The following is a 23964-nucleotide window of genomic DNA, read 5'->3' as shown; positions in this document are numbered from 1 at the left end:
CCCCTCTCCCTTTGGGAGAGGGCCGGGGTGTGGGGCAACGCTTCGCCGTTCTTTGAATCCCATCACAATCACCGCACTCCCCTTTTCCCTTTTTCTCCACGATGGCTAAATTAGTAACTCATCCGACCACATAACAATAATTTTACATTGGAAGCCACTATGAGCCGCTATCCGTCGCTTTTCGCCCCGCTTGAGCTGGGCTTCACAACGCTCAAAAACCGCGTGTTGATGGGCTCAATGCACACCGGGCTGGAAGAGCTGCCGGACGGCGCGCAGCGGCTGGCGGCCTTTTACGCCGAGCGCGCCCGTCACGGCGTGGCGCTGATCGTCACCGGCGGCATCGCTCCGGCGCCCTCTGGCGTCACCATGGCCGGCGGCGCAGTACTCAACGATGCCAGCCATCTGGCGCACCATCGCCATATTACCGACGCGGTACATCAGGAAGGCGGCAAAATCGCTCTGCAGATCCTGCACACCGGCCGTTACAGCTACCAGCCCGCGCTAGTGGCCCCCTCGGCGCTACAGGCGCCGATCAACCGTTTTACCCCCCATGAACTGAGCCACGATGAGATCCTGACGCTGATCGATGATTTTGCCCACTGCGCCCAGCTGGCGCGCGAAGCGGGCTATGACGGCGTCGAGGTGATGGGCTCTGAGGGCTATCTGATTAACGAATTTCTCGCCGCGCGCACCAACCAGCGCGACGACCAATGGGGCGGCGATTATGCCAGGCGCATGCGTTTCGCCGTAGAGGTGGTTAAGGCGGTGCGCCAGCGCGCCGGCCACGATTTCATTATCATTTACCGTCTGTCGATGCTCGATCTGGTCAACGACGGCAGCACGCTGGCGGAAGTCACTGAACTGGCCAAAGCGATTGAAGCGGCGGGAGCGACCATCATCAACACCGGGATTGGCTGGCACGAAGCGCGCATTCCGACCATCGCCACGCCGGTACCGCGCGGAGCTTTCAGCTGGGTCACCCGCAAGCTGAAGGGCGTGGTGTCGATCCCGTTGATCACCACCAACCGCATTAACGATCCGCAGGTCGCGGAGGATATTCTCGCCCGCGGCGATGCCGATATGGTATCGATGGCCCGCCCGTTCCTTGCCGACGCCGAATTTATATCAAAAGCGCAGGACGATCGCGCCGATCAGATCAACACCTGCATCGGCTGCAATCAGGCGTGTCTCGATCGGATCTTCGTCGGCAAAGTCACCTCCTGTCTGGTCAACCCGCGCGCGTGTCATGAAACCCTGATGCCGGTCCTGCCTGCCAACGCGCCTAAACGGCTGGCGGTGGTCGGCGCCGGGCCTGCCGGTCTGGCCTTCGCCGTAAACGCTGCCGCCCGCGGTCATCACGTCACGTTGTTTGATGCGCTCCCGGAGATCGGCGGTCAGTTTAATATCGCCAAACAGATCCCCGGCAAAGAGGAGTTTCACGAGACGCTGCGTTACTACCGCACCATGCTCGATCTCCATGGTGTCGATCTACGCCTGAACACCCGCGTCACGACAGACGATCTGCTGGCGTTCGATGAGACGATCCTCGCCACCGGTATCGCCCCGCGCCTGCCGGCGATCGACGGGATCGATCATCCAAAAGTGCTGAGCTATCTTGATGTCTTGCGCGATAAAGCACCGGTTGGCGCGAAGGTGGCGATTATCGGCTGCGGCGGTATCGGCTTCGACACCGCGATGTTTTTAAGCCAGTCGGGCGTGGCCACCAGCCAGGATATCGGCGAGTTCTGCCGCGAATGGGGTATCGATACCAGCCTGCAAACGGCGGGAGGGCTGAGTGCTGAAGGCCCGCAACTGAGTAAAAGCCCGCGACAGATTGTGATGCTGCAGCGCAAAGCCAGCAAACCGGGCGAAGGGCTCGGCAAAACCACCGGCTGGATCCACCGCGCGACGCTGCTGGCGCGCGGGGTGAAAATGATCCCGGCGGTCAGCTATGAAAAGATCGATGATGAAGGGTTACATGTCACTATCGGCGGCGAGCGCCAACTGCTGGCGGTCGATCAGGTGGTGATCTGCGCCGGTCAGGAGCCGCGCCGCGAGCTGGCGGATCCGCTGCGCGCGGCGGGGAAAACGGTGCATCTCATCGGCGGTTGCGACGTGGCGGCGGAGCTGGATGCGCGTCGGGCGATTGCCCAGGGCACTAAACTGGCGCTGGCGATTTAGCCCTGTCCCGGGGGCGGCGCGATGCGCCTTCCCCGGGCTACCACGATAATCCCGCACGCTAGCCCGGCTAAGGCGACAGCCGCGAGCCGGGGGAAACCGCGACAAGAATCAGCGCTGCTTACGCACCTTGGTTGCTTTCAAAATGACAAACTTATTGTTCGTCGCAATCGTCGTGCAATTACCAAACGCGCGCTTCAGCTTACGGAAGTAATCGAGGTGGCGGTTGCCGACGACGTACAGCTCGCCGCCGTATTTCAGGCTGCGGCGGGCATCGTTAAACATCTGCCAGGCGATATGGTCGGTAATAGCGTGTTGCTGATGGAACGGCGGATTACACAGAATCGCCGTAAAGCGGTCAGGCTCAATGCCGGAGAGCGAGTTGTTGACCATAAATTCACAGCGTGCGATATCGTCCGGCAGATTGCGCTCGACGTTCAACCGGCTGGAAGCCACCGCCATGTGCGACTCATCGGTAAACATGACCCGCGCGTTCGGGTTCTGCGCCAGCGCCTGCAGGCCAATCACCCCATTGCCGCAGCCGAGATCGGCGATCTCGCCTTCTAGATCAGACGGTAAATGCTGCAGGAAGAAACGCGCGCCGATATCCAGCCCGCTGCGGGCAAAAACGTTGGCGTGGTTATGGATGGTCCACGGCGTGCCGTCCAGCTTCCAGCTGTAGGTTTGCGGCGCATCGGCAAGCTCAGGAGCGGTGAAAACGCAGTGGATCAAACGCGCTTTTTTCCACGCCAGCGAGGTGGTGGTGGTGCCGAGGATTTTTTCAAACAGCGCCAGCGTCGAGTTGTGCACATCACGGGCTTTCGCCGCGGCGATGATGCGGGTTTCCGGCGTGACTACTTCGCGCAGGGCGCGCAGCTGCTGTTCCAGCAGCGCCAGCTGTTTTGGCACCTTAATCAGCACCAGCGCCGGCGCGGCCGGTAGCGGGCTCAGGCTATCCTGAAAGCGCACGCTCTCTTCATCGATACCGTTCATCCGCAGGTTGTGGCGGGTCGCCAGCTCGGAAATAAAGGAGTCGTTGATGCTGACCGGGTTGCGATCCGCCAGCGCGCAGGCGAGCGCGCCGAAGCCGTCGTTGAAGATGAGCGTCAGGCCGTCGACGTCATTCACCTGTTGCAGCAGATATTCATCCGCCGCTTCCCATGCCTGAAGCGCTTCTTCTTCAGCGTTAGGTGGGAACCGCTCTAATGTGAATAACTCACCGTTTAACTCTGCCTGGCTCATCGCCTCTCCGCCTCCGGAATAGTAAAACCCGCGAGTTTATACGCAAATCCTGTCCAGTTGAAGAGAGATCGCTGATCATCGCCGCTCAGCGTAGATCGCCCTCGTCATCGGCTCGGAGCAGCGTTATCGACGCGCGGGCGCCGGGCATCAGCTGCTGCAGATAACCTACCAGCCGCTCTCCCGCCTCATGCAGGGCCGACAACGGCATCGCCGGCAGGCTTTCGAGAATAAACCACATCGTCTGCGCGCCGCTGTCCAGCCGGGTGCGCACGCCCTGTCGCCAGTTCCAGCGTCGGCAGGTTACGCCTATATCATCCCGCCAGATGACTTCGCCCGGCTCCGGATATTCCACTACCGGCTCTGCCGATTTTAGCGTATCGAATGGCTCATCGCCGCGGGCAATGGCCAGCCGCGGTTCGCCACGGTAGGCGGCCAGATTTTCCCCACCGACCGGGACGGCATAGCGAATGCTGATCGCGTTGTAGATATCCACCACCGGATCGATGGCCGGCAGGCTCCCCTCTTTCAGCACCCGCTTGCGCAGCGCCTGCGCCGAACAGGGGGTACGTTTCGCCTTCGCGCCGAAGGCGCTGAACGCTTCATCCCATGCCGCCAGGTGCGCTTGCGCCCAGGGCACATCATCCTGCTGCACCGCCAGGCAGGCCTCGGCCAGCGCCTGCTCCGCGACGGCGGGATCGGCCACCGGCGCGCTCTCCACCACAATACTTAATGCCCGAAAGCCCGGCGCCAGGCGGCTGACCGCAGATTCGATTGACGGCGTTACGCTACGCATTCGATAATCCTGTAATGACCAATTTGTTTCATCATAGTGACCAATGAACGTAAAAGTCAATATAACGACCGATTCAGGATCTGATGTCGACCAGGTAAGTCGCGCCGTCGCCACGCGGCTGAAGGCCTACCGTAAAGCGAAAAAAATGTCGCTGGACGAGCTGTCGCGCCGGGCCAGCATCAGCAAAGGTATGCTGGTCGAGATGGAAAAAGAGGCCGCCAATCCCAGCATTGCGATCCTCTGCAAACTCGCCGCCGCGCTGGGCGTATCGGTAGCGGATATTGTCAATGTGGCAAGCGAACCCGCGTTGCATATTATTCCCGCCGAGCAGATCCCCACCCTCTGGCAAGGCCCGCTGGGGGGCAGCGCCAGGCTCCTCGCCGGCACCGCCGGGCCGAATATGATTGAGCTGTGGCGCTGGGAGATGCAGCCCGGCGAAGCCTTTGCCTCGCCCGGCCACCCGGCAACAACCTTCGAGCTGCTGCACGTGGAAGCTGGCGCGCTGACGCTGACGCTTGGCGAGACCTGCCGCACGGTGGCGGCCGGGGAATCGGCGGTGGCCCGCACCGAAATAGAGCACGGTTACCGCAATGAGGGTACCGCGCCGCTGGTCTTTACCATGACCGTGGCTGAACTGCCCTCCTGACAGACATAATGATAAGACGATGACAAAACTCATTTATTTACAGGGCTATCCTGAATCGCTGCTGGCGCAGGTGACCACGTTAATCGAGCAAGACCGCCTCGGCGAGGTGCTGCAAAAGCGCTATCCGCAAGGGCACGACGTTAACAGCGATAAAGCGCTGTATCAGTACACCCAGGACTTGAAAAACCGCTTTCTGCGCGGCGCGGCGCCGATCAACAAAGTGATGTATGACAGTAAGATCCACGTGCTGAACAATGCGCTCGGCCTGCATACCGCCATTTCCCGCGTGCAGGGCGGTAAGCTGAAAGCTAAAGCGGAAATTCGCGTGGCGACGGTATTTCGCGACGCGCCGGAAGCCTTTCTGCGGATGATCGTGGTTCATGAACTGGCGCATCTGAAAGAGAAGGATCACAACAAGGCTTTTTATCAGCTGTGCTGCCATATGGAGCCGCAGTACCACCAGCTGGAGTTCGACACCCGCCTGTGGCTGACGCACCTTTCGTTAAATCGTTCTGCGTAGTGACGCACTGGTTTTGTCATGACGGCATGATAGAGTGGCGGCAGGTTCCCTTTAACGGAGTTCGTCAACGTTTATGATACGTTTCGCAGTTGTTGGCACAAACTGGATCACCAAGCAGTTTGTCGATGCCGCCCATGAAACCGGCAAATATAAACTTACCGCCATCTACTCCCGCAGCCTCGAACAGGCGCAAGCCTTCGCCAAAGACTATCCGGTCGAGCATCTGTTTACCTCGCTCGATGAACTGGCACAGAGCCCTGACGTTGACGCGGTCTATATTGCCAGCCCGAACTCGCTGCACTTTCCGCAGACCCGGCTGTTCCTGAGCCATAAGAAGCACGTCATTTGCGAAAAGCCGCTGGCGTCGAACCTGCAGGAAGTCGAGGCGGCGATAGCGCTGGCGAAAGAAAATAACGTGGTGCTGTTTGAAGCCTTTAAAACCGCCAGTCTGCCTAACTTTCTCCTACTGAAAGAAACGCTCGCTAAAGTGGGCAAACTACGCAAAGCCTTCATCAACTACTGTCAGTACTCCTCGCGCTATCAGCGCTACCTTGACGGCGAAAACCCCAACACCTTTAACCCGGCGTTCTCTAACGGTTCGATTATGGATATCGGCTTCTATTGCCTGGCGTCCGCTGTGGCGCTGTGGGGCGAGCCGCGGGCCGTTCTTGCCACCGCCAGCCTGCTGGACAGCGGCGTAGACGCCCAGGGCACCGTGGTGCTGAGCTATGGCGACTTCGACGTGACGCTGCATCACTCCAAAGTTAGCGATTCCGCGATCCCCAGTGAAATTCAGGGCGAAGACGGCGCGTTAGTGATCGAAAAAATCTCCGAATGTCAGAAGCTGGCGTTTGTGCCGCGCGGCGGTAAAGCCCAGGACCTGACGCAGCCCCAGCACATTAATACCATGCTGTATGAGGCGGAGACCTTTGCGCGGCTGGTGGAGACACAGGATGTGGATCACCCGGGCCTGGCGGTGAGCCGGATCACCGCCAAACTGTCCAGCGAAATTCGTCGCCAGACCGGAGTGATCTTCCCGGCCGATACGCAGCCGCTGGCGTAAAAGAGTGTAAAGGCCCGACCGGCCGCCATTGACGAAAACCGCCCTGTGACATATTTTGTTACGTGCAAAGGGGAGTAACTTCCTTGCCGGTTGATCGTCATTACGATGCGTGCAATACCGCATCCGGTCGCCGGGCAATAACCAAAGCCCATCGCGATGTACTTTGGTTGTTGTAAGTGAGACCTTGCCGGAAGGCGAGGTCTATGCATAAAAGCGCAGCGGCTGCCGTCTTCCGACGTCAGCCGTTTTGTTTTTATGTAAGGAATATCAAATGAATACTGTCGGCACGCCGTTGCTATGGGGTGGATTCGCTGTCGTTGTCGCGATCATGTTGGCAATCGACCTGCTGCTTCAGGGACGACGCGGTTCGCATAGCATGACCATGAAGCAGGCCGCTGGCTGGTCAATCCTCTGGGTCACGCTTTCTCTGCTGTTCAACGCCGCCTTCTGGTGGTATCTGGTGCAAACCCAGGGCCGGGCCGTCGCCGATCCGCAGGCCTTAGCCTTCCTCACCGGTTATCTGATTGAAAAAGCGCTGGCGGTCGATAACGTCTTCGTCTGGTTGATGCTGTTCAGCTATTTCGCCGTACCGCCTGCTCTGCAGCGCCGGGTGTTGGTGTATGGCGTACTGGGCGCGATCGTTCTGCGTACCATTATGATCTTCGCCGGCAGCTGGCTGATTTCGCAGTTCGACTGGCTGCTGTACGTCTTTGGCGCCTTCCTGCTGTTTACCGGCGTGAAGATGGCGCTGGCGAAGGAGGACGACTCCGGCATCGGCGATAAGCCGCTGGTGCGCTGGATCCGCAGCCATCTGCGGATGACCGATAAAATCGAGAGCGAGCGCTTCTTCACCCGTAAAAACGGGGTGCTGTTCGCCACCCCGCTGCTGCTGGTGCTGATTCTGGTGGAACTGAGCGACGTGATTTTCGCCGTCGACAGTATCCCGGCAATCTTCGCGGTCACCACCGATCCGTTTATCGTGCTGACCTCGAACCTGTTCGCCATCCTCGGCCTGCGCGCCATGTACTTCCTGCTGGCGGGGGTCGCTGAGCGCTTCTCGATGCTCAAATACGGTCTGTCGGTGATCCTGGTGTTTATTGGCGTGAAGATGCTGATCGTCGACTTCTACCATATCCCGGTTGCCATCTCGCTGGGCGTGGTGGGCGGCATCCTGGCCGTCACGCTGCTGATTAACGCCTGGATCAACAGGCAGCACGACAAGCAGCGCAAACTGCCAGAGTAATCTGCTACCGCGCCGTCGGCCCTCGCTGGCGGCGCGGTAATCAGCTATAGCAGACGTTCTCGTAACGAGAATACCTGCTCATGTCACAATTATGTTACTACGCAGTTAAAAAATAAGATCCATATTAAAATCACAGTATTTTACGCTTCCCGCCAGTCTTTCTTTCCGTATACTCGACTATGCAAACATCTACTTACATCCTGACATAAACGTAAAAAATAATACGTGGCTGGGATGGCTTGCTACATCACTGGAAGGAATGAATTATGACAACACGCACTCCCTCATCAGGGTGGCTCTCCCGCCTGGCGCAAGGCAGCCTGGTGAAACAAATTTTAATCGGCCTGGTGCTTGGCGTACTGTTGGCGCTGGTCTCTAAGCCTGCGGCTATCGCCGTCGGTCTGCTGGGGACCCTGTTCGTCGGCGCGTTAAAAGCGGTAGCGCCGGTGCTGGTATTGATGCTTGTCATGGCCTCGATCGCCAACCATCAGCACGGACAAAAAACCAGTATACGCCCCATTCTGTTTCTCTATCTGCTGGGCACCTTTAGCGCGGCGCTGACCGCGGTGTTGTTCAGTTTTCTCTTTCCCTCGACCCTGCACTTAACCACCGCCGCCGACAGCATCACGCCGCCGTCGGGGATTGTTGAGGTGCTGCGCGGCCTGCTGATGAGCATGGTGTCCAACCCGATCGACGCTCTGCTGAACGCCAACTATATCGGCATTCTGGTGTGGGCGGTGGGGCTTGGCTTCGCCCTGCGTCATGGTAACGACACCACCAAAAACCTGATCAACGACGTCTCCCACGCGGTGACCTTTATCGTTAAAGTGGTGATCCGCTTTGCGCCGCTGGGGATCTTCGGCCTGGTATCTTCCACCCTGGCGACCACCGGTTTCGAGACCCTGTGGGGCTATGCCCAGCTGCTGCTGGTGCTGGTGGGCTGTATGCTGCTGGTAGCGCTGGTGATTAACCCGCTGCTGGTGTTCTGGAAGATCCGCCGCAACCCCTATCCGCTGGTGCTCACCTGCCTGCGCGAAAGCGGCGTTTACGCGTTCTTCACCCGCAGTTCCGCCGCCAACATTCCAGTGAATATGGCGCTGTGCGAGAAGCTGAATCTGGATCGCGATACCTATTCGGTCTCTATTCCACTGGGGGCGACCATCAATATGGCAGGCGCGGCAATCACCATCACCGTGCTGACGCTGGCGGCGGTGCATACGCTGAATATTCCAGTGGATCTGCCGACGGCGCTGCTGCTGAGCGTGGTCGCTTCGCTGTGCGCCTGCGGCGCCTCCGGCGTGGCGGGCGGTTCGCTGCTGCTGATCCCGCTGGCCTGTAATATGTTTGGGATCCCGAACGATGTGGCGATGCAAGTGGTTGCCGTTGGCTTTATTATCGGCGTGCTGCAGGACTCCTGCGAAACCGCGCTGAACTCCTCCACCGACGCCCTGTTTACCGCCGCGGCCTGCATGGCGGAAGACGACCAGCTGGCGAAAAACGCCCTGCGCGGATAACGCCTTTCCCCTCCGCTATCGGGCGGAGGGGCTCTCTTCCTGTACTGCGTTTTCAACCTTAAACGGATCGATACCGCGCTTTTGCATCCGGCGGAAGCGAATGATGTTCAGCCCGTTGACGATCAGGAAACTGCCTTCTATCAGCGTCCCGCCAATGGAACCCAACCACAGATTATGCGTGACCCAGCAGGCGGTGGAGCACCACATCACGCAGCGGACGGTTAGCCCTTTGCAGCGAAACAGCGCCCAGGTGCTGGCGACGGTGCCAATGATCGGCAGCAGCTCCATGGCATGCTGCAGTTTACCCAGGCCGAGAATCAACGTCAGGAGGATAAAGACTGTCATCACCCACAGACTACGGGTGCGTAAGGAAATGACCGTGCGAAGCGCATTGAGCCCGGCGCTCATTCCAGCCGGCCCGGCGCCCATCAGGAAAAAATGAACGCCGATAATAGCGCTATAGACCGCCAGCTGCAGCCTGAAACGGCGTTCATCGCGGTTGATAAAGGTGGTAATGCCGATAAGAAAGGCGATGACGCCGACCCCCTGGGCCAGCCAATACGCGGTCATGTAAGCTCCCTGACTGAAAAAAACAAACGGCGCTTCACTGGCTGAAACGCCGCTGTTACGAGCCCGATGGCGCTACGCTATCAGGCCGATACACAAACCAAGCCTCTGGGCGCCAACGCAAATACGCCTTTACAGGGTAACACCGCTTTTAAAGATGGCCAGCTCGCGGAAGTCATTCTGCTCATTACAGGTCGGTTTACCGTTGGCGAAGGCTACAATGGCATCCACAAACTCTTCCAGCAGCTGCGGCATCGTTTTGCCGTGGAGCAGCTGCCCGGCATCAAAGTCGATCCAGTGCTTTTTCTTCGCCGCCAGCTCGCTGTTGGTGGCGATCTTCACCGTTGGCACAAAGCCGCCGTACGGCGTGCCGCGACCGGTGCTGAACAGCACCATATGGCAGCCGGCGCCGGCCAGCGCGCTGGTGGCGACCGCGTCGTTGCCCGGCGCGCTCAGTAAATTCAGACCATGAACCTTCAGGCGCTCGCCGTAGCGCAGAACATCCACCACCTGGCTGGAGCCCGCTTTCTGAGTACAGCCCAGCGACTTATCTTCGAGGGTAGTGATCCCTCCGGCCTTATTACCCGGCGAGGGGTTTTCGTAAATAGGCTGGTCGTGAGCAATAAAGTACTGCTTAAAGTCATTGACCATGGTCACCAGCTTGTCGAAGGTCGCTTCGTCGCGGCAGTGGCTCATCAACAACTGTTCAGCGCCGAACATCTCCGGCACTTCGGTCAGCACGGTAGTGCCGCCGTTGGCGATCACATAGTCTGAGAAGCGGCCCAGCATCGGATTAGCGGTAATGCCCGACAGGCCGTCCGATCCCCCGCACTCGAGGCCAAACTTCAGCTCGCTGAGCTTGCCCGGCTGGCGTTTATCCTGACGCATCACTTCATACAGCTGATGCAGATGCTCAACCCCCGCCTCCACTTCATCGTCCTGATGCTGGCAAACCATAAAGTGCACGCGCTGCGGGTCAAACTCGCCCAGCGTCTCGCGAAAGGCCTCCACTTGGTTGTTTTCACAGCCAAGGCCAACCACCAGCACCGCCCCGGCGTTCGGGTGACGAACCATATTTTGCAGCATGGTGCGAGTGTTGATATGGTCGTCCCCAAGCTGCGAGCAGCCATAGGTGTGGCTGAAGAGATGTACCCCATCGATATCCTCAGCGCCATACGTCTCTTTCAGGAAACGGTTCTGCATTTGTCTGGCCATCGCGTTGACGCAGCCGACGGTCGGCAGGATCCACAGCTCATTGCGCACGCCGACGTCACCGTTGGCGCGACGATAAATCTGTACTTCGCGATCCGCAGGCTGTGGCGGTTGGGCAACCAGGTCCGGTTGATAGCGATACGCGTCAAGGTCGCTGAGATTGGTGCGCGTATTGTGCGCATGAACATGCTCGCCCGGCGCGATATCCGCCAGCGCATGGCCAATCGGCAACCCGTACTTAACGACGTTTTCCCCTTTCGCGATAGCGCGCAGTGCAAACTTGTGGCCGCGAACGATATCCTGGCCGAGGGTGACCGAGTCATTATCAATCGTCACCACGCTACCGGCAGCGATATCCGTCAGCGCGACCGCGACGTTATCCTGCGAATGGATTTTGATGTATTGCATATCAACCGACCTCTGGCCTTAGTTCAGTTCAATGGCGAAATAGTCACGCGCATTGTTAAAGCAAATGTTTTTCACCATCTCGCCCAGCAGCGCGATATCCGCAGGCGCTTCGCCGGCAGCCACCCAACGGCCGATCATCTGGCACAGAATGCGGCGGAAGTATTCGTGGCGCGTGTAGGAGAGGAAGCTGCGACTGTCGGTCAACATCCCGACGAAGCGGCTCAGCAGCCCGAGCTGCGCCAGCTGGGTCATCTGCCGCTCCATACCGTCTTTCTGATCGTTGAACCACCAGCCGGAGCCGAACTGCATCTTGCCTGGCATGCCTTCACCCTGGAAGTTACCGATCATGGTGCCCAGCACTTCGTTATCACGCGGGTTCAGGCAGTAGAGAATCGTTTTCGGCAGCAGGTTTTCTTCGTTCTGCTTGCTCAGCAGCTTAGACAGCTCTTCCGCCATCGGACGATCATTGATCGAGTCGAAGCCGACGTCTGGCCCTAACAGTTTGAACTGACGGAGGTTGTTGTTACGCAGGGCGCCAATGTGGTACTGCTGGACCCAGCCGCGACGGGCATACTCTGCGCCGAGGAACACCAGCACCGCGGTTTTGAACTGCGCCACTTCGTGTTCGCTAAGGGTCTCGCCAGCCAGGCGGCGCGCCAGAATGTCATCCAGCTCGGCGTCGGTCGCTTCGGCAAACAGCACCACGTCGAGCGCATGATCGGAGACTTTGCAGCCGTGTGCGGCAAAATGATCCAGACGTTTGGTCAGGGCGCTTTGCAGGTCAGCGAAGCGGCGAATATCGGTATCGGATACCTCGCCCAGCTTAGCCATATAATCATTGAAGGTCGCCAACTCGATGTTGAACGCTTTATCCGGGCGCCAGCTCGGCAGCACTTTGATGTCAAAGGAGTTGTCTTTGGCGACAGCCGCGTGGTGCTCAAGAGAATCAATCGGATCGTCGGTGGTACCGACCATCTTCACATTCATCTGCTTCATGATTCCGCGGGCGGAGAAGGCATCCTGAGCCAGCAAATCATTACACTGGTCCCAGATCTCATCGGCGGTGGATGGCGACAACAGCTTACCTGTAATACCAAAAGGTCGACGCAGCTCTAAATGGGTCCAGTGGTATAACGGGTTGCCAATAGTGTGCGGAACCGTGGCCGCCCAGGCGTCAAATTTCTCGCGATCGGACGCATCACCGGTACACAGACGCTCCGGCACGCCGTTAGTGCGCATTGCGCGCCATTTATAGTGATCGCCTTTCAGCCAGATGTCATACAGGTTTTTAAAGCGATAGTTTTCGGCAACCTGCTGCGGCGGAAGGTGGCAGTGGTAGTCGAAAATCGGCTGATCTTTGGCGTAATCATGGTACAGACGGCGGGCAAACTCGGTATCAAGTAGAAAATCTTCAGTCATAAACGATGTCATTCGCGTGTCCTCTTCGCTCCAGTGCGGGAGCCTTTCAGATGATTGACTACAATGCTGACAAAGTTATCACACCAATTTCTACAGACCGAACTGTTTTTCGTGAGTTAGATCAATAAACGTCGATAAAAAAATGACCGCCCTGGAGCAAAACACCTCGCCAGAGCGCGCCATCTCTGGCTTTCCAGGCAAGGGATAAAGACCACACTAACTTTCCCACTTTTGTGACAGCTCTCAACTTTTAAAGTTGTATGACAAGTTATCTTTCTGCCGTCGCAACATATAAACCGACGGAATGCATTACCGGTGCTTATGGCATCGGCTTATACGGAATGGATACCGACTTTCAACATAACAACTGATGGTAAGGTTCAGGCCAGAGGGGACTACCCTCCTGAATCCTCCGTTTCGCTTTCCCGGCCGCTTATTGCGCTCGGTAAAGGCCGCACCTGATGCGGAAAGATAACAGACGATGAGGTTTACATGCGTAAAATTAAAGGGTTACGTTGGTACATGATCGCGCTGGTGACGCTGGGCACCGTGCTGGGCTACCTGACCCGTAACACCGTAGCGGCGGCCGCGCCGACGCTGATGGAAGAGTTACACATTTCGACCCAACAGTACTCCTATATCATTGCAGCCTATTCCGCTGCCTATACCGTTATGCAGCCCGTCGCGGGGTATGTCCTTGATATTCTGGGGACCAAAATTGGCTATGCCTTCTTCGCCATCGCCTGGGCGGTATTCTGCGGCTCAACGGCGCTGGCCGGCAGCTGGGGTGGACTGGCGCTGGCCCGTGGCGCAGTCGGCGCAGCGGAGGCCGCAATGATCCCCGCCGGCCTGAAGGCCAGCTCAGAGTGGTTCCCGGCAAAAGAGCGCTCTATCGCGGTGGGCTACTTCAACGTGGGTTCCTCTATTGGCGCCATGATCGCGCCGCCGTTGGTGGTATGGGCGATTGTCATGCACAGCTGGCAGATGGCGTTCATCATCTCCGGGGTATTGAGCTTCGCCTGGGCCATCGCCTGGCTTATCTTCTATAAACACCCGCGCGACCAGAAAAAATTATCTGACGAAGAACGTGACTACATCATTGGCGGTCAGGAGTCTCAGCATCAGACCAATAACGCGAAGAAAATGTCGCCGTGGCAAATCCTGCGCAACCGTCAGTTCTGGGGTATCGCCCTGCCGCGCTTCCTCGCCGAGCCGGCCTGGGGGACCTTTAACGCCTGGATCCCGCTGTTCATGTTCAAAGTTTACGGTTTTAACCTGAAAGAGATCGCCATGTTCGCCTGGATGCCGATGCTGTTCGCCGACCTCGGCTGCATCGTCGGCGGATATCTGCCGCCGCTGTTCCAGCGCTGGTTTGGCGTCAACCTGATCGTGTCGCGTAAAATGGTGGTCACCATGGGCGCCCTGCTAATGATTGGCCCGGGGATGATCGGCCTGTTCACCAGCCCGTACGTGGCGATTGCCCTGCTGTGCATCGGCGGGTTCGCTCACCAGGCGCTGTCCGGGGCGCTGATCACCCTCTCTTCCGACGTCTTTGGCCGTAACGAAGTCGCTACCGCCAACGGCCTGACCGGGATGGCCGCCTGGCTGGCGAGCACCATGTTCGCCCTGGTCGTCGGCGCGCTGGCGGACACCATCGGCTTTAGCCCGCTGTTTGCGGTACTGGCCGTCTTTGACCTGCTGGGCGCGCTGGTTATCTGGACGGTGCTGAAAAACAAACCGGCTGACGATGACTCGACGCCGCTTAGCAGTCGCAAACCGGTCACGCAGAGTTAGATCGAATGGCAAGGTAATCGCCGATCAAGCCGCCTTCTCAGGCGGCTTTTTCATGTCTGCCAGTGGTGGAAAGCGCGTAAAAGTGGTATAACAAATCGAATATTGTCGCCATCTTCCGGGAGCGAATATGGAAATCATTGAACCACGCCGTCTATATCAGCAGCTTGCCGCTGAGCTGAAGACGCGCATCGAACAAGGTGTCTACCTTGTAGGGGATAAGCTGCCCGCCGAGCGCTTCATCGCCGATGAAAAAAACGTCAGCCGCACCGTGGTTCGTGAAGCCATTATCATGCTGGAAGTGGAAGGGTATGTCGAAGTCCGCAAAGGGTCGGGTATCCACGTTATCTCCAACCATCCGAAATACCAGCAGGTGGCCGATGAAAGCCTTGAGTTCGCCAACTATGGCCCCTTTGAACTGCTGCAGGCGCGGCAGCTAATTGAAAGCAATATTGCCGAATTCGCGGCGACTCAGGTGACCAAACAGGACATCATGAAGCTGATGGAGATTCAGGAGAAAGCGCGTAACGAGAAATGTTTCCGCGACTCCGAGTGGGACCTGCAGTTTCATGTCCAGGTGGCGCTGGCGACGCAGAACAGCGCGCTGGCGGCGATCGTGGAAAAGATGTGGACCCAGCGCGTGCATAACCCCTACTGGAAAAAGCTGCATGAGCATATCGACCTGCGTACGGTCGATAACTGGTGCGACGACCACGATCAAATCCTGAAAGCTCTGCTGCGAAAAGATCCCAACGCCGCCAAGCTGGCGATGTGGCAGCATCTGGAAAATACCAAGCAAATGTTGTTCAACGAAACCAGCGATGACTTTGAATTTAATGCCGATCGCTACTTATTTGCCGAAAACCCAGTCGTTCATCTCGATACCGCAGTCAACGGCGCGAAATAAGGCCTTATCCCTCCGGCGCGCCCCCCTGCGCGCCTGTCTGACAGTGAGGCTGGAGTAAGCAAGTCATATATAGTGTCAGCCTGTGTAAATCCTCTCGCCTCCCATCTCCGCAATCAGCAAAATCAACGAGCAACACGTTGCAATTTCTCTGACGGAAAGTCAGGTGATTTGTTACAATTAGATGCATTTTGTCGTTCTGGGGGTAGGTATTTACTTACTTCAGTCTTATACAGGGAAGCGTTCAGAGCGCCTAAGCAGCGACCATAATCTCATAAAAATCTTGTCGCCCTATATGCCGCGCGCTCAGACGTGCCGTTAACCGATGTACCAGGAATCGTGAATGGAACTATTTACCCAGTTATTGAATGCCTTGTGGGCTCAGGATTACGAAACGCTCGCGAATCCCTCCATGATAGGCATGCTGTATTTTGTCTTGTTTATGATTTTGTTCCTTGAGAACGGGTTATTGCCTGCCGCGTTTTTACCGGGGGATAGTCTGCTCGTGCTCGTGGGCGTGCTGATCGCCAAAGGGGCGATGGGTTTTCCGGAAACTTTGCTGCTGCTCACCGCCGCCGCCAGCCTCGGCTGCTGGCTAAGCTATATTCAGGGGCGTTGGCTGGGTAATACGCGGATCGTGCAAAACTGGCTGTCACACCTGCCTTCGCACTATCACCAGCGTGCGCATCACTTGTTTCATAAGCATGGGCTCTCCGCGCTGCTGATCGGCCGCTTTATCGCCTTCGTACGCACGCTGCTGCCCACCATCGCCGGGCTTTCCGGCCTTAATAACGCCCGTTTTCAGTTTTTCAACTGGATGAGCGGCCTGCTGTGGGTGCTCATCCTGACCTCGCTTGGCTATCTGCTGGGTAAAACCCCGGTATTCCTCAAGTATGAAGATCAGCTGATGTCCTGCCTGATGCTCCTGCCGGTTGCCCTGTTGGTCTTCGGACTGATCGGCTCGCTGGTGGTGCTGTGGAAGAAAAAATACAGAAGCCGGGGCTAATGATGGTCATGAAACGCCCTTCCCTGCGCCAGTTCAGCTGGCTGCTGGGTGGTTCTCTTCTGCTCGGCGCCCTGTTCTGGCTTTGGCTGGCGGTGCAGCAGCAGGAGGCCACGCTGGCGATACGCCCGGTTGGCCAGGGTATCGGAATGCCGGACGGTTTCTCCGTCTGGCATCATCTCGATGCCAACGGCATCCGCTTTAAAAGCATCACGCCACAGAAGGATGGCCTGCTGATTAAGTTCGATTCCACCGCCCAGGGCGCGGCGGCGAAAGAAGTTCTCGGCCGCGCTCTGCCACATGGTTATATTATTGCCCTGCTGGAGGACGATAACTCGCCCACCGCCTGGCTATCCCGCCTGCGCGACGCGCCGCATCGCCTCGGGTAAGCTGCCGCCAGACTGCGTTTTTAACCCAGTCTGGTGGTTTCCCGCATTTGTTACTATGCTTAAACCTGCGGGAATCAACGCATTCACGTTCACCAACGGGAACGGGTATATCCTCCGGGTATCCCCTCAGACAATGGAAGGTACTATCCATGAAACACCGCATCGCTCTGCTTCTGGTCCTGACTTCACTTAGCGCCAGCGCCCTAGCCGCCTCTCCCTGCCAGGAAAAAGAGCAGGATATTCAACGAGAGATCAGCTACGCCGAAAAGCATCATAATCAAAGTCGCATTGATGGGCTAAATACCGCGCTACGTCAGGTTCGGGAAAACTGTAGCGACAGTAAACTCAAAGCCGATCATCAGCAAAAAATTGCCAAACAGCGGGAAGAGATCGCTGAACGTCAGCGCGATCTGCAGGAAGCCCGGAAGAAAGGCGATGCGGACAAAATTAACAAACGCCAGCATAAACTCAATGAAGCGCAACAGGAGTTAAAAACGCTGGAGTCTCGGGATTACTAATCACCATTAACTTTCGCAACACGGACCACGCTACAGGAGAACGACATGGCTAAAGAGAATGTGACTGACGACCTTCGTGCAGAACTGAAAACGCTGGCGGATACCCTGGAGGAAGTACTAAATTCCTCGGCGGACAAGTCGAAAGAAGAGATGGGTAAACTGCGCAGTAAAGCCGAGAGCGCGCTGAAAGAGAGCCGCGCTCGTTTGGGTGAAACCAGCGAAGCGATTCTTCGTCAAACTCGTGAGACCGCCGCGCGAGCGGATGATTATGTTCGCGAAAATCCGTGGACTGGGGTAGGAATTGGCGCCGCCGTCGGGCTGGTGCTGGGTGTCCTGCTGTCGCGTCGCTGATTATGGCGAATACTCAACACACGCAGGGACCGGGTCAGCGCGTTTTCTCCATTGGTCAGCGCATCGTCACGCTGCTGGTCGAAATGGTGGAAACGCGGCTGCGTCTGGTCGTCGTGGAGCTGGAGGAGGAGAAAGCCAACCTCTTCCAGCTACTGATCATGACCGGACTGACGCTGCTGTTTGCCGCGTTTGGCCTCATGAGTCTGCTGGTGCTGGTTATCTGGGCCGTTGACGCTCAGTACCGCCTGCACGTGATGATCGCCACCACCGTTGTGCTGCTCCTCGCCGCCGCGATCGTGGGTATCCTAACCCTACGTAAGGCGCGCCGCTCCACGCTGCTGCGTCTAACGCGTAAAGAGCTGGAGAACGACCGTGCCCTTCTGGAGGAGGATAAATCGTGAATGGCCGACAGGAGCGTGAACGGCAAAAGGCGCAGCTGCTGCGCCAGATCCAGCAGCAACGGCTGGAGCTCAGCGCCTGCCGCCGTCACTGGCACGAGGCGACTGCGCCCCTCGACCGCGGCTGGCATACGCTGCTGAGTTTACGTTCGTGGCTGATGGTTGGCAGCGGTCTGATGGCCGTATGGTCCGTACGACATCCGCATTTTTTAATGCGCTGGACCAAACGCGGACTCGGACTGTGGAGCACCTGGCGCCTGGTGCGCGGGATCCTGCGCCAGTCGGCAGTTCGCTAGCGGCCCTGAGCGTGGGCGCTTTCCCTGGCGCCCACGCTCTGCCATTTCCCTGTCCCTTATTGCACGCTGTTCGCAGCAACATGCGCCTTTTCCGTAGCGCGCCCTTCTCTACGACGCCCTTTACCTCACGCCATACCAGGACCGGTGGTGGCCCATCGCGTTCGGTACACTTTCGCCTCCGCGTACTGATTGCTCAGAAACTTTGAAATAGATCTACAGTTTTCCTTGCTAACAATTCCCTCTCCGCCTCGCTACTATCCTCTCCATCGACAGCAACACCGCGTAACTACGCGGGATTGCACTAAAAAACAAAACCGCCGCCCTTTGGGTTTTCTGGAGTAACAAATGAAAAAATTAGAAGATGTTGGTGTATTGGTAGCGCGTATTCTGATGCCGATTCTGTTTATCACTGCAGGATGGGGCAAAATCACCGGTTATGCGGGAACCCAGCAGTATATGGAAGCCATGGGCGTCCCGGGCGCGCTGCTGCCGCTGACCATCCTCCTTGAGTTCGGCGGCGGTCTGGCGATTCTGTTCGGTTTCCTGACCCGGACCACCGCGCTGTTCACTGCGGGCTTTACGCTGCTGACCGCGTTCCTGTTCCATAGCAACTTTGCGGAAGGCGTGAACTCCCTGATGTTCATGAAGAACCTGACCATTGCGGGCGGTTACCTGCTGCTGGCCATTACCGGACCGGGCGCCTTCAGTATTGACCGTGTACTGAATAAGAAATGGTAAGCGCACTATACTGAATGAATGAAAAAAGCGAGGAGACCACTCCTCGCTTTTGCTATCTGTAGTCTGAAGGAGGAGCAAAGATGGGACAATTAGTCGACGGCGTCTGGCAGGATACCTGGTATGACACAAAATCCACCGGTGGGCGTTTTAAACGTTCCGTTTCCGCCTTCCGTAACTGGCTGACCGCCGACGGCGCGGCTGGCCCCAGCGGTGAAGGCGGTTTTGCAGCGGAAAAGGATCGCTATCATTTGTATGTTTCTCTCGCCTGCCCGTGGGCGCATCGCACGTTAATTATGCGTAAATTAAAAGGTCTGGAGCCTTTTCTCCCCGTATCCGTGGTCAATCCGCTGATGCTGGAAAACGGCTGGACCTTTGACGATAGCTTCCCGGAAGCCACCGGCGATACCCTCTACCAGCATGACTTTCTCTATCAGCTGTATCTGCACGCCGACCCGCACTACACCGGACGCGTGACCGTGCCGGTGCTGTGGGATAAAAAACAGCAGACCATCGTCAGCAATGAGTCGGCAGAAATCATCCGCATGTTCAATACCGCCTTCGATAGCCTTGGCGCCCGGGCCGGGGATTACTACCCGCCAGCGCTGCGGGAACAAATCGATGAGCTGAACGGCTGGATCTATGACAACGTCAACAACGGCGTGTATAAAGCCGGCTTTGCCACCAGCCAGCAAGCTTACGACGAAGCGGTGGATGCGGTCTTTACCTCGCTGGAGCGGCTGGAGCAGATCCTCGGCCAGCATCGCTATCTGACGGGCAATCAGCTAACGGAAGCCGACATTCGCCTGTGGACAACGCTGGTACGCTTCGACCCGGTATATGTGACCCATTTTAAATGCGATAAACGGCGCATCAGCGATTACCTCAATCTGTACGGTTTCCTGCGCGACATCTACCAGATGCCGGGTATCGCCGAGACGGTGAGTTTTCCGCATATCCGTCACCACTATTACCGCAGCCATAAAACCATTAACCCTACCGGTATTATTTCCATTGGGCCGCAGCAGGATCTCAACGAACCGCACGGTCGCGATCAGCGCTTCCGTTGATCTGTCGGGCGCCAGTGATGGCGCCCAATAATTCAGAAAACAGATATTTACCCACCATTCATTCACGTCTATTCTTATTGCGATCGCTTAAAAAACAAGTGATTGACGGTTAATTGAGGCGTAGAAATGGACTGGTATCTCAAGGTATTAAAAAACTATATAGGATTTGGCGGCCGTGCGCGGCGCAAAGAGTACTGGATGTTTATTCTGGTCAACCTCATCCTGACCGGCGTATTGAGCATCATCGATAAAATGCTGGGCTGGCAGCGGGCTGGCGGCGAAGGCATTCTGACCACTATCTATGGCGTACTGGTCTTTTTACCGTGGTGGGCGGTGCAATTTCGCCGTCTGCATGACACCGATCGTTCGGCCTGGTGGCTATTGCTGCTGTTGATCCCGGTCATCGGCTGGCTGGTGATCCTGATCTTTAACTGCCAGCGCGGCACCGAAGGCAATAATCGCTTCGGGCCCGATCCGAAACCCTTTTCCTACTAATCTTCCTGCTCCTCCCGCTAGCGGGAGGAGCGTCTTCATCACTATCTGCCGGCAAACAGCTTGGGGATCTCACGCAGACACCAGGACTTCGCTTCGCCCATACTGTCCCGTCGCCAGGCCATGATAATGTCAATTTCATTGGTGTATTCCGGGCTGACGACCCGCAGGCGACCTTCGGCAATATCCTTCTCCACCAGCGGATAGGGCATAGTCGCCACGCCCAGTCCGGCCAGTAGCGCCTGACGTTTATCTTCTATCGTACTCACCGTTAAACGCGGCTGTTTATCCAGCAGTTGAACGGTGAGGACGGGCCGCTCGCGCGCGGTATCCGCCACCGCGACGCCGCGGTATTTCACGCGGGTAACCTCAGAGAGCGGCTCCGGCTCCTGATGGATCGGGTGATCCGGCGCCGCGACGTACACGCTGAGCACCGAATAGAGTTTGCGCGAGTTAATCTCCGAAGAGGAACGAAAATGCATATCCGGTGCGACAACGATATCCGCCCGCCCCTGCTCCAGCCGCTCCCAGGCGCCGGCCAGCACCTCAGTGATAATCGACAGCTGGGTGTTTGATTTAGTCGCCAGTTTCTCAATCAGCGGAAACAGATCCGGAGTGGGCACCAGCGCTTCGGTAACGATCGTCAGGTGGGTTTCCCAACCGCGCGACAGGGCTTCAGCATCGGTGGTGAGTTTATCCGCCGCTTCAAGCAGCACGCGCCCGCGCTCCAGCAGCATTCTTCCAACGTTAGTGAACTTCGTGCGATGACCTGAGCGGTCAAACAGCACCACGTCCAGTTCCTCCTCCAGTTTTTGCATGGTGTAGCTCAGGGCGGAAGGCACGCGTCCCAGCTCATCAGCCGCGGCAGCGAAGCTTCCGCGCCGGTCGATCGCATCCATCACGCGTAACGCTTCCAGCGTTAATGCTCTCTCTTTGGCCATCGCTTTCTCATTCAGGAAATTTGAACATACCGGGCAGAATATCTGGCTAACAATACAGCGTCCATACCTTTACCATTGATTTAGTGTAAAGAGAGGTCAAGAACATGATTACTACCCGAACAGCCAAACAATGCGGACAAGCAGACTTCGGCTGGCTGCAGGCCCGCTACACCTTCTCCTTTGGCCACTACTTCGACCCGAAATTACTGGGCTTCGCATCCTTGCGCGTCCTCAACCAGGAAGTGCTGGCGCCCGGCGCTTCCTTCCAGGCCAGAACGTACCCAAAAGTCGATATCCTGAACCTGATTCTGGAAGGCGAAGCGGAGTATCGCGACAGCGACGGCAACCACGTGCAGGCCAAAGCCGGTGAAGCGCTGCTGATCGCCACCCAGCCTGGCGTGAGCTATAGCGAGCATAATCTGAGTAAAGAGCAGTCGTTAACGCGAATGCAACTTTGGCTTGATGCCTGCCCGCAGCGGGAAAACCCGCTGCAGCAGAAAATCAATGTCGCAGACGCGACGCTGCAGCTGCTGGCCTCTCCGGAGGGCGGGGATAACAGCCTCCAGCTTCGCCAACAGGCCTGGGTCTACCATATCGCGCTGGAGAAAGGTGAGCAGATCAACGTGCAATTACATGGTCCACGCGCCTACCTGCAGTCGATTCACGGCTCCGTCCATGCCGTCGCACAGGAACAGCAAAAGCAGGCTCTCACCTGCGGTGACGGCGCATTTATTCGTGACGAAGCTAACATTACCCTCGTCGCCGATACGCCGCTGCGCGCTTTGCTGATAGATTTACCGGTGTAACAACGGAAGTGATGGAGTCTGTCAGTGAGTAAGAAGAAAAACAGAAAAAAGGCGTCACCAACGCCGTTAGCCCCGGTGCAACCGCAAGTCGCCGGGGCCGCCAGCTTTGGTTATGATGAGATGCTTAGCGAACTGGAAGCCATTGTTGCTGAAGCGGAGATCCGCCTGCGGGATGAAGAAAGTCTCGCCTGAAACGGCAAAATGGCTGGGTTGATTTTCATTAATGGCCTGAAGAAGATATCGGCCCCGCGAGGGGCCGATGGCATTATTCACTCAGCGCGTCGGCAAGATCTTTTTTCACCTGCGTGCGCTGCTCCGGCGTCAGTACCTTATTCACCTCAAAATAGTACTTCACGCGGTAATAACGCACCTGCTGATCAATCTTGCTGAAGGCCGCCAGCTGATCGTTGACCGCTTTTTCATCCCATTTACCGGAATCAATCACGTTTATCAGAGCCCCGTCTTTAATTTCCTGTTGGGAAATCTGCTGGACATTACTCTCCAACTGCTGATGCAGGCTTTTAATTTTCGCAACCTGATCGTTGGTAAGTTTTAAGTGCTGAACAATAGGATCCTGCGCCGGTGCTGGCGCCGCCTTAACGTCTGCGGCCTGAGCCGTGATAGAGAAACCGGTGGTCAACAGCGTGGCAAAGGCAATACGGGTTATCAATTTCATTTTTTTTCCTGAAGTAAAGGTGGCAGAAATAGCGGATTATTATTTTACAGGGCGCAGTGAATAAATGTAAAAAATGATAGCCAAACATTATATATATCCACAGCACTAATATACCTCACTAAAACATATAAAATATGAATACCGTTTTAACTTATATAGTTGACGCCCTAACATCACCAGGTTTTATTTTAATTTCAACAGCAAGCAAAATATTTGACAGTGGTGACTTTTCCTTTAATTTAATTAGCGCATATTACGTTATCCAGCGCATCAAGGATATCATTTAAAAATAGATAAGGAGATTGAGATGTTATTACGTTTTCGCGTATTACCGCTGGTTTTTGTCATCTCGCTGTTAAGCGGCTGCGGCCTGGCTTCTAAAGCCTTTTATTCCGCGGGAGACAAATTATTTCAACCCGGAGATGACGCCGTCGCTTCGATGCAGACGTATTCAGTGGCTCAGTTCCTGCAGCCGTTTACTCTCAACCCGGCGAAGGCCAGCAGCGATTATCTGGGTAAATGGGTCAAGGTACGCGGGGTGATTGTCGACATTCGTCGGAAGAGCGGTATCGCCGGCAGCTACTATTTTATCGTGACCATGCGAGATGAACAGAATAAAACGGATAAACGTCTTACCTTTAATTTTGGCTCGCATAACAGCGCAGACGTAGAGGCTTTAAGCAACGGCAGCGTCGCTACGATCGTCGGCCAGGTTCATCAGGTGCAAGATTCCACGATCCCGACGCTACAGAATCCTAAGGTGGTAAAATAACGGTAGCTGACCGAGAA

The 23964-nt window shown here is 56.7% G+C and carries 27 protein-coding genes; 20 read left to right on the top strand and 7 right to left on the bottom strand.

Going from position 1 to position 23964, the window contains the following annotated elements:
* Positions 1-159 precede the first annotated feature (159 nt).
* The gene (locus ACR809_RS03070; RefSeq protein WP_023286889.1) at positions 160-2181 is read left to right on the top strand and encodes an NADPH-dependent 2,4-dienoyl-CoA reductase; all 2022 of its coding nucleotides are present in this window, start codon (positions 160-162) and stop codon (positions 2179-2181) included.
* 108 nt (positions 2182-2289) lie between these two features.
* On the opposite strand, the gene rlmG is transcribed toward ACR809_RS03070, so the two are convergent.
* Both rlmG and ACR809_RS03060 read right to left on the bottom strand, forming a co-directional pair.
* Complete coding sequence (rlmG, locus tag ACR809_RS03065) at positions 2290-3420, bottom strand: 23S rRNA (guanine(1835)-N(2))-methyltransferase RlmG (protein ID WP_009309651.1); 1131 nt, start codon at positions 3418-3420, stop codon at positions 2290-2292.
* 85 nt (positions 3421-3505) lie between these two features.
* A complete protein-coding gene (locus ACR809_RS03060; RefSeq protein WP_002917889.1) occupies positions 3506-4213 on the bottom strand; it encodes a B3/B4 domain-containing protein in 708 nt (235 codons plus the stop codon).
* Between the two features lie 43 nt (positions 4214-4256).
* Between ACR809_RS03060 and ACR809_RS03055 the strand changes: the two genes are divergently transcribed.
* From ACR809_RS03055 to sstT, 5 genes are all read left to right on the top strand, one after another.
* The gene (locus ACR809_RS03055) at positions 4257-4859 is read left to right on the top strand and encodes a helix-turn-helix domain-containing protein (protein WP_004144842.1); all 603 of its coding nucleotides are present in this window, start codon (positions 4257-4259) and stop codon (positions 4857-4859) included.
* 19 nt (positions 4860-4878) lie between these two features.
* Positions 4879-5379 (top strand): M48 metallopeptidase family protein, encoded by a 501-nt coding sequence (locus ACR809_RS03050; RefSeq protein ID WP_002917891.1) that lies wholly within the window; start codon positions 4879-4881, stop codon positions 5377-5379.
* A gap of 73 nt (positions 5380-5452) precedes the next feature.
* Positions 5453-6442 carry a Gfo/Idh/MocA family protein gene (locus ACR809_RS03045; RefSeq protein ID WP_004149902.1) on the top strand — a complete coding sequence of 330 codons (990 nt, stop codon included), beginning with the start codon at positions 5453-5455 and terminating at the stop codon, positions 6440-6442.
* A gap of 271 nt (positions 6443-6713) precedes the next feature.
* The gene (locus tag ACR809_RS03040; protein ID WP_023280588.1) at positions 6714-7685 is read left to right on the top strand and encodes a TerC family protein; all 972 of its coding nucleotides are present in this window, start codon (positions 6714-6716) and stop codon (positions 7683-7685) included.
* Positions 7686-7951: 266 nt separating this feature from the next.
* Complete coding sequence (gene sstT, locus ACR809_RS03035; RefSeq protein WP_002917895.1) at positions 7952-9199, top strand: serine/threonine transporter SstT; 1248 nt, start codon at positions 7952-7954, stop codon at positions 9197-9199.
* A gap of 15 nt (positions 9200-9214) precedes the next feature.
* On the opposite strand, the gene ACR809_RS03030 is transcribed toward sstT, so the two are convergent.
* The 3 genes from ACR809_RS03030 to uxaC form a co-directional block, all read right to left on the bottom strand.
* Entirely contained in the window at positions 9215-9769 is a 555-nt protein-coding gene (locus tag ACR809_RS03030) for a YgjV family protein (protein WP_002917897.1), read from the bottom strand.
* A 129-nt stretch (positions 9770-9898) separates the two neighbouring features.
* Entirely contained in the window at positions 9899-11386 is a 1488-nt protein-coding gene (locus ACR809_RS03025) for a UxaA family hydrolase (protein ID WP_002917898.1), read from the bottom strand.
* A gap of 18 nt (positions 11387-11404) precedes the next feature.
* The gene (gene uxaC / locus ACR809_RS03020) at positions 11405-12817 is read right to left on the bottom strand and encodes a glucuronate isomerase (RefSeq protein WP_002917899.1); all 1413 of its coding nucleotides are present in this window, start codon (positions 12815-12817) and stop codon (positions 11405-11407) included.
* Positions 12818-13297: 480 nt separating this feature from the next.
* Here uxaC and ACR809_RS03015 point away from each other — a divergent pair, with 480 nt between their 5' ends.
* The 11 genes from ACR809_RS03015 (at position 13298) to ACR809_RS02965 (ending at position 20755) form a co-directional block, all read left to right on the top strand.
* Complete coding sequence (locus ACR809_RS03015) at positions 13298-14599, top strand: MFS transporter (RefSeq protein ID WP_002917905.1); 1302 nt, start codon at positions 13298-13300, stop codon at positions 14597-14599.
* 127 nt (positions 14600-14726) lie between these two features.
* The gene (gene exuR, locus ACR809_RS03010) at positions 14727-15503 is read left to right on the top strand and encodes a transcriptional regulator ExuR (RefSeq protein ID WP_002917907.1); all 777 of its coding nucleotides are present in this window, start codon (positions 14727-14729) and stop codon (positions 15501-15503) included.
* A gap of 340 nt (positions 15504-15843) precedes the next feature.
* On the top strand, positions 15844-16506 hold the full coding sequence (gene yqjA / locus ACR809_RS03005) for a DedA family general envelope maintenance protein YqjA (protein WP_002917909.1): 663 nt from the start codon (positions 15844-15846) through the stop codon (positions 16504-16506).
* An 8-nt stretch (positions 16507-16514) separates the two neighbouring features.
* Positions 16515-16892, top strand: a complete 378-nt coding sequence (gene mzrA, locus ACR809_RS03000) for an EnvZ/OmpR regulon moderator MzrA (RefSeq protein ID WP_004218213.1) — start codon at positions 16515-16517, stop codon at positions 16890-16892.
* A 149-nt stretch (positions 16893-17041) separates the two neighbouring features.
* The gene (locus ACR809_RS02995; RefSeq protein ID WP_004144860.1) at positions 17042-17410 is read left to right on the top strand and encodes a DUF1090 domain-containing protein; all 369 of its coding nucleotides are present in this window, start codon (positions 17042-17044) and stop codon (positions 17408-17410) included.
* Between the two features lie 45 nt (positions 17411-17455).
* Positions 17456-17761: a DUF883 family protein gene (locus tag ACR809_RS02990; protein WP_002917916.1), complete on the top strand. Its 306-nt coding sequence runs from the start codon at positions 17456-17458 to the stop codon at positions 17759-17761.
* Positions 17762-17763: 2 nt separating this feature from the next.
* Positions 17764-18162: a phage holin family protein gene (locus tag ACR809_RS02985; protein WP_002917917.1), complete on the top strand. Its 399-nt coding sequence runs from the start codon at positions 17764-17766 to the stop codon at positions 18160-18162.
* Positions 18159-18455 carry a YqjK-like family protein gene (locus ACR809_RS02980; protein ID WP_004144862.1) on the top strand — a complete coding sequence of 99 codons (297 nt, stop codon included), beginning with the start codon at positions 18159-18161 and terminating at the stop codon, positions 18453-18455. The genes ACR809_RS02985 and ACR809_RS02980 overlap by 4 nt, the downstream gene beginning before the upstream one ends.
* Positions 18456-18800: 345 nt before the next feature.
* Positions 18801-19193, top strand: coding sequence for a DoxX family protein (locus tag ACR809_RS02975; protein ID WP_002917920.1), 393 nt, complete (start codon positions 18801-18803; stop codon positions 19191-19193).
* Between the two features lie 80 nt (positions 19194-19273).
* On the top strand, positions 19274-20260 hold the full coding sequence (locus tag ACR809_RS02970; protein ID WP_023280590.1) for a glutathione S-transferase family protein: 987 nt from the start codon (positions 19274-19276) through the stop codon (positions 20258-20260).
* 126 nt (positions 20261-20386) lie between these two features.
* Positions 20387-20755, top strand: a complete 369-nt coding sequence (locus ACR809_RS02965; protein ID WP_002917923.1) for a DUF805 domain-containing protein — start codon at positions 20387-20389, stop codon at positions 20753-20755.
* A 41-nt stretch (positions 20756-20796) separates the two neighbouring features.
* On the opposite strand, the gene ACR809_RS02960 is transcribed toward ACR809_RS02965, so the two are convergent.
* Complete coding sequence (locus tag ACR809_RS02960; RefSeq protein ID WP_004144865.1) at positions 20797-21693, bottom strand: LysR family transcriptional regulator; 897 nt, start codon at positions 21691-21693, stop codon at positions 20797-20799.
* A gap of 104 nt (positions 21694-21797) precedes the next feature.
* Between ACR809_RS02960 and ACR809_RS02955 the strand changes: the two genes are divergently transcribed.
* Both ACR809_RS02955 and ACR809_RS02950 read left to right on the top strand, forming a co-directional pair.
* On the top strand, positions 21798-22499 hold the full coding sequence (locus tag ACR809_RS02955; protein ID WP_002917925.1) for a pirin family protein: 702 nt from the start codon (positions 21798-21800) through the stop codon (positions 22497-22499).
* Between the two features lie 24 nt (positions 22500-22523).
* Positions 22524-22691, top strand: a complete 168-nt coding sequence (locus ACR809_RS02950; protein WP_002917926.1) for a hypothetical protein — start codon at positions 22524-22526, stop codon at positions 22689-22691.
* Positions 22692-22764: 73 nt separating this feature from the next.
* Here the strand turns inward: ACR809_RS02950 and ACR809_RS02945 are convergent, their stop codons facing one another.
* The gene (locus ACR809_RS02945; RefSeq protein ID WP_004149907.1) at positions 22765-23175 is read right to left on the bottom strand and encodes a Spy/CpxP family protein refolding chaperone; all 411 of its coding nucleotides are present in this window, start codon (positions 23173-23175) and stop codon (positions 22765-22767) included.
* Positions 23176-23482: 307 nt separating this feature from the next.
* On the opposite strand from ACR809_RS02945, the gene ACR809_RS02940 reads away from it, so the two are divergent.
* Complete coding sequence (locus tag ACR809_RS02940; protein ID WP_004150939.1) at positions 23483-23947, top strand: OB-fold putative lipoprotein; 465 nt, start codon at positions 23483-23485, stop codon at positions 23945-23947.
* The last annotated feature ends 17 nt before the right edge of the window (positions 23948-23964 follow it).

Origin of the sequence: Klebsiella sp. CD33 (assembly GCF_051992865.1) — a bacterium.
Taxonomy (GTDB): Bacteria; Pseudomonadota; Gammaproteobacteria; order Enterobacterales; family Enterobacteriaceae; genus Klebsiella; species Klebsiella pneumoniae.
This window is presented reverse-complemented; position numbering and strand designations above follow the sequence as displayed.

Excerpts from the sequence above, each read along its gene's own strand:
- ACR809_RS02985 (WP_002917917.1), top strand. The coding sequence starts at position 17,764 with ATGGCGAATACTCAACACACGCAGGGACCGGGTCAGCGCGTTTTCTCC.
- mzrA (WP_004218213.1), top strand. The coding sequence starts at position 16,515 with ATGAAACGCCCTTCCCTGCGCCAGTTCAGCTGGCTGCTGGGTGGTTCT.
- ACR809_RS03040 (WP_023280588.1), top strand. The coding sequence starts at position 6,714 with ATGAATACTGTCGGCACGCCGTTGCTATGGGGTGGATTCGCTGTCGTT.
- ACR809_RS03030 (WP_002917897.1), bottom strand. The coding sequence starts at position 9,769 with ATGACCGCGTATTGGCTGGCCCAGGGGGTCGGCGTCATCGCCTTTCTT.
- ACR809_RS02975 (WP_002917920.1), top strand. The coding sequence starts at position 18,801 with ATGAAAAAATTAGAAGATGTTGGTGTATTGGTAGCGCGTATTCTGATG.
- ACR809_RS03060 (WP_002917889.1), bottom strand. The coding sequence starts at position 4,213 with ATGCGTAGCGTAACGCCGTCAATCGAATCTGCGGTCAGCCGCCTGGCG.
- ACR809_RS02965 (WP_002917923.1), top strand. The coding sequence starts at position 20,387 with ATGGACTGGTATCTCAAGGTATTAAAAAACTATATAGGATTTGGCGGC.
- ACR809_RS03015 (WP_002917905.1), top strand. The coding sequence starts at position 13,298 with ATGCGTAAAATTAAAGGGTTACGTTGGTACATGATCGCGCTGGTGACG.
- ACR809_RS03070 (WP_023286889.1), top strand. The coding sequence starts at position 160 with ATGAGCCGCTATCCGTCGCTTTTCGCCCCGCTTGAGCTGGGCTTCACA.
- ACR809_RS03045 (WP_004149902.1), top strand. The coding sequence starts at position 5,453 with ATGATACGTTTCGCAGTTGTTGGCACAAACTGGATCACCAAGCAGTTT.
- ACR809_RS03050 (WP_002917891.1), top strand. The coding sequence starts at position 4,879 with ATGACAAAACTCATTTATTTACAGGGCTATCCTGAATCGCTGCTGGCG.
- ACR809_RS02940 (WP_004150939.1), top strand. The coding sequence starts at position 23,483 with ATGTTATTACGTTTTCGCGTATTACCGCTGGTTTTTGTCATCTCGCTG.
- uxaC (WP_002917899.1), bottom strand. The coding sequence starts at position 12,817 with ATGACATCGTTTATGACTGAAGATTTTCTACTTGATACCGAGTTTGCC.
- ACR809_RS02995 (WP_004144860.1), top strand. The coding sequence starts at position 17,042 with ATGAAACACCGCATCGCTCTGCTTCTGGTCCTGACTTCACTTAGCGCC.
- ACR809_RS02990 (WP_002917916.1), top strand. The coding sequence starts at position 17,456 with ATGGCTAAAGAGAATGTGACTGACGACCTTCGTGCAGAACTGAAAACG.
- rlmG (WP_009309651.1), bottom strand. The coding sequence starts at position 3,420 with ATGAGCCAGGCAGAGTTAAACGGTGAGTTATTCACATTAGAGCGGTTC.
- sstT (WP_002917895.1), top strand. The coding sequence starts at position 7,952 with ATGACAACACGCACTCCCTCATCAGGGTGGCTCTCCCGCCTGGCGCAA.
- ACR809_RS02960 (WP_004144865.1), bottom strand. The coding sequence starts at position 21,693 with ATGGCCAAAGAGAGAGCATTAACGCTGGAAGCGTTACGCGTGATGGAT.
- yqjA (WP_002917909.1), top strand. The coding sequence starts at position 15,844 with ATGGAACTATTTACCCAGTTATTGAATGCCTTGTGGGCTCAGGATTAC.
- ACR809_RS02970 (WP_023280590.1), top strand. The coding sequence starts at position 19,274 with ATGGGACAATTAGTCGACGGCGTCTGGCAGGATACCTGGTATGACACA.
- ACR809_RS03025 (WP_002917898.1), bottom strand. The coding sequence starts at position 11,386 with ATGCAATACATCAAAATCCATTCGCAGGATAACGTCGCGGTCGCGCTG.
- ACR809_RS02945 (WP_004149907.1), bottom strand. The coding sequence starts at position 23,175 with ATGAAATTGATAACCCGTATTGCCTTTGCCACGCTGTTGACCACCGGT.
- ACR809_RS03055 (WP_004144842.1), top strand. The coding sequence starts at position 4,257 with ATGAACGTAAAAGTCAATATAACGACCGATTCAGGATCTGATGTCGAC.
- ACR809_RS02955 (WP_002917925.1), top strand. The coding sequence starts at position 21,798 with ATGATTACTACCCGAACAGCCAAACAATGCGGACAAGCAGACTTCGGC.
- exuR (WP_002917907.1), top strand. The coding sequence starts at position 14,727 with ATGGAAATCATTGAACCACGCCGTCTATATCAGCAGCTTGCCGCTGAG.